The 750-nt window shown below is 43.3% G+C and carries 1 pseudogene; it reads right to left on the reverse strand.

Annotated elements, in window-relative coordinates:
* Window positions 1–750, reverse strand: a pseudogene (locus tag R7P74_RS26185) (biotin/lipoyl-binding protein); the annotation flags it as partial.

Here is a 750-nt window from a genome sequence, read left to right on the forward strand (position 1 = left end):
CAACTCTTCGACGATTTCATTCAATCTTTCGAGCTTTAACTCTTCTATCTTGGCTTGGTTCTCGTCTAACCTTTTCCCAACGGTTAAAGATTGCCGATCAAGCTGACTTAGAGTACTGCGAACCTCTGCGGCAAGCCGTTTGAGTTGCAACAAAGTGGATTTGCCAGAAAACCCCTTCTGGACCAAAGCTTGGTTACTTGCAATTTCTTCTTCAATAAAGTTGAGGCGTTCTCTTTCGATGACTTTGGTTTGCTTAAGATTTTCGAGCTCTAAGCTCGCACCAGAAATACTTTGTTCAATAATACTAAGCTTGCTCTCAAAAAAACGCTTTCTGGCAGTAAAGATTTTGTTTTGCACTAACTGTGCTTCTTTTACGATGTTTACACGAGGAATCGCTTCTAGATCACCAGACCACGAGATATCCGCTAATTCATCCAATTCGGCACTCAGCCGGTTTTCCTTCGCTAGCGTGTGAATGTACTGACCACTAACTGCATCTAACTTGGCCATTGGCTGACGTTGCGATAATTGAACAAGCGGCTGGCCTTTCTTTACCAAATCGCCCTCTTGAACATATAGTTTTTCAATGATACCGCCTTCTAAATGCTGTATCTCTTGCCGCTTGGTTAGAACAGACAAATCTCCATAAGCGATAGCAGCACTCTCTAACTTTGCGGTAGCCGCCCAATATCCTAAACCGCCTAGGAAAAAGCTGAACGTTGCAACTCCGAGAAAAATTGGCGGTTTGAA

The sequence above is a fragment of the Vibrio sp. 2033 genome (genome assembly GCF_033339735.1).